Raw genomic sequence first — 5,554 nt, 5'->3', positions numbered from 1 at the left:
GCTCCACCGGCGCCGCCGTACATAAACCTCGTCCGCCAACCGAAATCTCCAGCAATGCTGCCAGCATCAGTGCTGGATCAGAAATCCGGATTGTTCAAAGCCCCGGTTCAAAAACAAGGCGGCCTTCGGCGGAGGGATACTCTCGGAGGGAGGCGCGTCCCTGCACGAGCCGCTGCGCGACATCCTGCGTCGACTGCTGGCCACCGCGCCGGAATCACGTCTCGCCTGCGTGAATGTGCTGAAAACCGCCGTGATCGGCCTCGACCCGCTCACCACCGAGAGCGGCGAGAGCGTGCATGTCCAGCGACTCGTGGAACTCAGGGGGTGGGCCGCGGATATGCGCCTGCCGCCCGAGCGCATCACGTTCCATGTGCTGGAATCAGCCGACCCCGCAGAGGCGATCACCACCTTCGCGAGAAACAACCATGTGGATCACCTGGTCCTTGGCGCGCGCGGCTCGGGGGGTGTCCGGCGCTATCTCGGCTCGGTTTCCACTGCCGTGGTGGCGGAAGCGCCCTGCACGGTCACGGTGGCGCGCGTACCGCCGGCGGAAAGCGAGGCCGCCTGACGCTCAGGGCTGGCGCTTGGGCTTCGCCTTGCCGGTGGAGGCCGTGGACCGCGCGAGGCGGAACTTCACGAGCTCCGGCTCGGAGAACCAGTAGATCTGCTCAGAAGGGGTCGCGTCCATCTTGGCCACGACGCCCGTATCGATGCCCATCTGCTTGAAATAGGCGATATGCGCCTGGCTCACATCCTCGTGGTTGACGGTCGCGTTGACGGGCAGACGCGTCAGAGGATCGAGAACAGCCGTTCCGGTATGCGAGCGATGCACGCCGACGCGACTTCCCGGCACGAAATAGCGCGAAGTGCCACCGGAGAGCGCCAGCACGCAGGCCGAGGCGCAGGTGCCGGGCGTGACGCCATTGGACGGGGTAATGGTCGAGCCATTCCAGCGGCCGACGATCACGGTCATCTTCAATTGCCGCAACAGCGCGCCGAGATAGGCTCCGCCCAGGGTGAAGCCGCCGGGGCTGTCGATCACGAGCACCTGGCTCACCGCACCGCGGCCCACCGCGCGCTCGAGAAAGGCCGCGAGCTGCACATGCTCGGCCTGGCCGATCGTGCCAGTGGCGACCACCACCTTCGGGCAGGTGCCGTTGCAGCCGGGCAATTCGGCGTCAGCGAGCCTGTACGAAAGGGCGGAAGCGGACTGAAGACCCGCGACAAGCGCGCCAAGGGCCAGCAGCAGGCGGCGAAACGAGAGAAATCGAACCATCCGGCAACCCCAAGGCCAAACATTGGACCGCGTTAAAAAAGCGGCGCCGTTTCCGGCCCCGCTCTGATTGTGCAGACAAAATGCCGCCGAGGTCAATGCGCCAGCGCGGCGCTCGCATCCTCTTCGGCCTTGGGGGGCGTTTCCGCTTCCTCGTCCCATTCGATGGGCTCAGGCTGACGCGTGAGCGCGCGAGCCAGCACCTCCTCCATGCGCGAGACGGGCACGATCTCGAGCCCGTTCTTCACATTCGCCGGGATATCCGCGAGATCCTTCACGTTCTCTTCCGGGATGAGCACGGTCTTGATGCCACCGCGGAGGGCTGCGAGCAGCTTCTCCTTGAGGCCGCCGATCGGCAGCACGCGACCCCGCAAGGTGACCTCACCGGTCATCGCGATGTCGCGGCGCACGGGAATGCCCGTGAGCAGCGAGACGATAGCCGTCGCCATGCCGATGCCGGCCGAGGGGCCGTCCTTCGGCGTCGCACCTTCCGGCACGTGCACGTGGATGTCGCGCTTGTCGAACAGGGTCGGCTTGATGCCGAAATCCACCGCGCGGCTCTTCACCCAGGAAGCCGCCGCCGAGATCGATTCCTTCATCACGTCGCGCAGGTTGCCGGTGACGGTCATGCGGCCCTTGCCGGGCATCATCACGCCTTCGATGGTCAGCAACTCTCCGCCCACCTCGGTCCAGGCGAGGCCCGTCACGCCGCCGACCTGATCCTCGGTTTCCGCCGAACCATGGCGATACTTCGTCGGGCCGAGATATTCCTCGACCTTCGCCTCGGTGATCGTCACGGCCTTCACCGGCTTGTCCGTGCCGGCGGAGAGCAGGATCTCCTTCACCGCCTTGCGGACGAGATTGGAGATCTCGCGCTCCAGGTTGCGCACGCCCGCCTCACGGGTATAGCGCCGCACCAGGAACATCAGGGCTTGCGGCTCGATCTGCCATTCCTTGTCATCAAGACCGTGCTTCTTGAGCGCGTTCGGGATGAGGTGGCGGCGGGCGATCTCGGCCTTCTCCTCCTCCGTGTAGCCGGCGATGCGGATGATCTCCATGCGGTCCATCAGGGGCGCAGGGATGTTCAGCGTGTTCGCCGTCGTCACGAACATCACGTTCGAGAGGTCGTAATCCACTTCGAGATAGTGATCCGCGAAGGTGGTGTTCTGCTCGGGGTCGAGCACCTCCAGGAGCGCCGAGGAGGGATCGCCGCGGAAATCCATGCCCATCTTGTCGATCTCGTCGAGCAGGAAGAGCGGATTCTGCGTCTTCACCTTCCGCAAGGACTGGATGATCTTGCCCGGCATCGAGCCGATATAGGTCCGGCGATGCCCGCGGATTTCCGCTTCATCGCGCACGCCGCCGAGGCTCATGCGGATGAATTCGCGGCCCGTGGATTTCGCGATCGAGCGGCCGAGCGAGGTCTTGCCCACGCCGGGCGGGCCGACGAGGCAGAGGATCGGGCCGGTGAGCTTGTTCGCGCGCGACTGTACCGCGAGATATTCGATGATGCGATCCTTCACCTTTTCGAGGCCGAAATGGTCGGCGTCCAGAATTTCCTGCGCATGGCGCAAATCCTTCTTCACCTTGGATTTCTTGCCCCAGGGCAGGGAGAGCATCCAGTCGAGATAGTTGCGCACCACGGTGGCCTCGGCCGACATGGGCGACATCTGCCGGAGTTTCTTGAGCTCATGTATCGCCTTGTCGCGCGCTTCCTTGGAGAGCTTGGTACGGCGGATCTTGTCCTCGACCTCGGCAAGTTCATCCTTGCCCTCGTCATCGCCGAGTTCCTTCTGGATCGCCTTGATCTGCTCGTTGAGGTAATATTCGCGCTGCGTCTTCTCCATCTGCCGCTTCACGCGGGTGCGGATGCGCTTCTCGACCTGCAGCACGGAAATCTCGCTCTCCATCAGGCCGAGGATTTTCTCGAGCCGCTTGGAGACCTTCACGATTTCCAGCACGTCCTGCTTGTCGGTGATCTTCACCGCGAGATGCTGAGCGACCGTATCGGCCAGCTTCGCGTAATCCTCGATGCCCGAGATGGTCGATACCACATCCGGCGAAACCTTCTTGTTCAGCTTCGCGTAATTCTCGAACTCGTTCGACACCGAGCGCGCGAGCGCCTCCGTCTCGATCGGATCGGAGAGGTCATCGCCGAGCACTTCCACCTCGGCCTCGAAGAATTCATCGTTCTTCACCGGGCGAATGCGCTTGGCGCGAGAAAGGCCCTCGACCAGCACCTTCACGGTGCCGTCGGGCAGCTTCAGAAGCTGAAGCACGGTCGCAAGCGCGCCGGTCTTGAAGATCTGGTCCTCGGCCGGGTCGTCATCGGTGGCGTTGAGCTGTGTCGCGAGAAGGATGAAGCGATCGTTCTTCATCACCTCCTCGAGCGCGCGGATGGATTTCTCGCGGCCGACGAACAGCGGCACAATCATATGCGGGAAAACCACGATATCCCGCAAAGGCAGAACCGGCACCGTCTCAATGGCTCCGGCTTCAGGGCGCTTCTTGTCTCCGCTCATGACGGATGTCCTTCGTATTCGGGCGCGGGAAGCCGCCACCCGCCGGCCAAAGGGCCGGGCTTTCCGCTGTCACGCCGCCTGCCAGCCGTCGGCTTTGCCGCCCGGCCGGCCCGGGCCCCACGCGGAGCGCCCGAATCCGGCATTTCTCAATGGCTCCAAGGTGGGCATGAATCGCGGTCGAAACAAGACCGCCCGCAGCGATCCGTCACAGCCCTGTGACCGGGTTCCCGGATGTGAAACCCGCAAAGGCCCATTCCGCGCGGGCATTCACGGTGCCCCATCGGGAAACCCCGGCGCTTGCGGCACCGGGGTTGCAAACCTTCTCGCCCGTCGCTGGAACCATCAGGCCGAGGAGGCCACCGGCTCCTCCTTGCGCTCGCCATAGATGTAGAGCGGCTTCGCCTTGCCCTCGATGGTCTCGGCATTCACCACCACCTGCTCCACGCCTTCGAGGCCCGGCAGGTCGAACATCGTGTCGAGCAGCACGCTCTCCATGATGGAGCGCAGGCCGCGGGCGCCGGTGCGCCGCTCGATGGCCTTGCGGGCCACCACCGAGAGCGCCTCGTCGTTGAAGGTGAGTTCCACATCCTCCATCTCGAAGAGGCGCTGATATTGCTTCACCAGCGCGTTCTTCGGCTCGGTGAGGATGCGCTTCAGTGCGGCCTCGTCGAGGTCTTCGAGGGTCGCGATCACCGGCAGACGCCCAATGAATTCGGGGATAAGACCGAATTTCAGCAGGTCTTCCGGCTCCACCTGACGGAATACCTCGCCGACGCGTCGATCATCCGGGGCTTCCACCTTCGCGCCGAAGCCGATGGAGGTGCCCTTGCCGCGCGAGGAGATGATCTTCTCGAGACCGGCGAAGGCGCCGCCGCAGATGAAGAGGATGTTGGTCGTGTCCACCTGCAGGAATTCCTGCTGGGGATGCTTGCGCCCGCCCTGCGGCGGAACGGAAGCGACCGTGCCTTCCATGATCTTCAGAAGCGCCTGCTGCACGCCCTCGCCCGAGACATCCCGCGTGATGGACGGGTTGTCGGACTTCCTGGAAATCTTGTCGATTTCATCGATATAGACGATGCCGCGCTGGGCGCGCTCGACATTGTAATCGGCGGCCTGCAACAGCTTCAGGATGATGTTCTCGACATCCTCGCCCACATAGCCGGCTTCGGTCAGCGTCGTGGCGTCCGCCATCGTGAACGGCACGTCCAGGATGCGCGCGAGCGTCTGGGCGAGGTAGGTCTTGCCGCAGCCCGTGGGGCCGACGAGCAGGATGTTCGATTTCGCGAGCTCGATGTCGTTGTTCTTCTGGGCGTGGTTCAGCCGCTTGTAATGGTTGTGAACCGCGACCGAGAGCACCCGCTTGGCGTAGAACTGGCCGATCACGTAATCATCCAGGATCTTGGCGATCTCGCGCGGGGTCGGCACCCCGTCCTTCGCCTTGACGAGCGTTTTCGATTCCTCGCGGATGATGTCCATGCAGAGTTCGACGCATTCATCGCAGATGAACACGGTTGGCCCCGCAATCAGCTTGCGGACCTCATGCTGGCTCTTCCCGCAGAAGGAACAATAGAGCGTGGAGCGCTGGTCGCCGCCGGTGGACTTGCTCATTCCTCAACCTCCGCGCCGGTTCCGGGCACTCCGCGATGGAGCCCCTACCCGACGATCACGAACCACGACAAGCAACCTTCGCAATCCGCACATCAACTAATCGACTGGCATCAATGCCGAGTATCGTCTTCGGCCCCGAAAGAAGCGTTAA

The 5,554-nt window shown here is 63.6% G+C and carries 4 protein-coding genes; 1 reads left to right on the top strand and 3 read right to left on the bottom strand.

The features are described from left to right. Positions 1-76: 76 nt before the first annotated feature. A complete protein-coding gene (locus ACKODO_RS15210) occupies positions 77-568 on the top strand; it encodes a universal stress protein (RefSeq protein WP_408984294.1) in 492 nt (163 codons plus the stop codon). Between the two features lie 3 nt (positions 569-571). Here the strand turns inward: ACKODO_RS15210 and ACKODO_RS15205 are convergent, their stop codons facing one another. The 3 genes from ACKODO_RS15205 to clpX all read right to left on the bottom strand — a co-directional run bounded on the left by ACKODO_RS15205 (position 572) and on the right by clpX (position 5,403). After that, entirely contained in the window at positions 572-1,276 is a 705-nt protein-coding gene (locus tag ACKODO_RS15205; RefSeq protein WP_408984293.1) for a hypothetical protein, read from the bottom strand. A gap of 92 nt (positions 1,277-1,368) precedes the next feature. Beyond that, positions 1,369-3,795 (bottom strand): endopeptidase La, encoded by a 2,427-nt coding sequence (gene lon, locus ACKODO_RS15200; protein ID WP_408984292.1) that lies wholly within the window; start codon positions 3,793-3,795, stop codon positions 1,369-1,371. Positions 3,796-4,137: 342 nt separating this feature from the next. Beyond that, positions 4,138-5,403, bottom strand: coding sequence for an ATP-dependent Clp protease ATP-binding subunit ClpX (gene clpX / locus ACKODO_RS15195; protein ID WP_408984291.1), 1,266 nt, complete (start codon positions 5,401-5,403; stop codon positions 4,138-4,140). Positions 5,404-5,554 lie beyond the last annotated feature (151 nt).

Source organism: Rhabdaerophilum sp. (assembly GCF_046092605.1).
GTDB lineage: Bacteria > Pseudomonadota > Alphaproteobacteria > Rhizobiales > Beijerinckiaceae > Rhabdaerophilum.
This window is presented reverse-complemented; position numbering and strand designations above follow the sequence as displayed.

What these genes read in the sequence shown, in the direction of transcription:
- lon (WP_408984292.1), bottom strand. Translation starts at nt 3,795, where the DNA reads ATGAGCGGAGACAAGAAGCGCCCTGAAGCCGGAGCCATTGAGACGGTG.
- ACKODO_RS15205 (WP_408984293.1), bottom strand. Translation starts at nt 1,276, where the DNA reads ATGGTTCGATTTCTCTCGTTTCGCCGCCTGCTGCTGGCCCTTGGCGCG.
- clpX (WP_408984291.1), bottom strand. Translation starts at nt 5,403, where the DNA reads ATGAGCAAGTCCACCGGCGGCGACCAGCGCTCCACGCTCTATTGTTCC.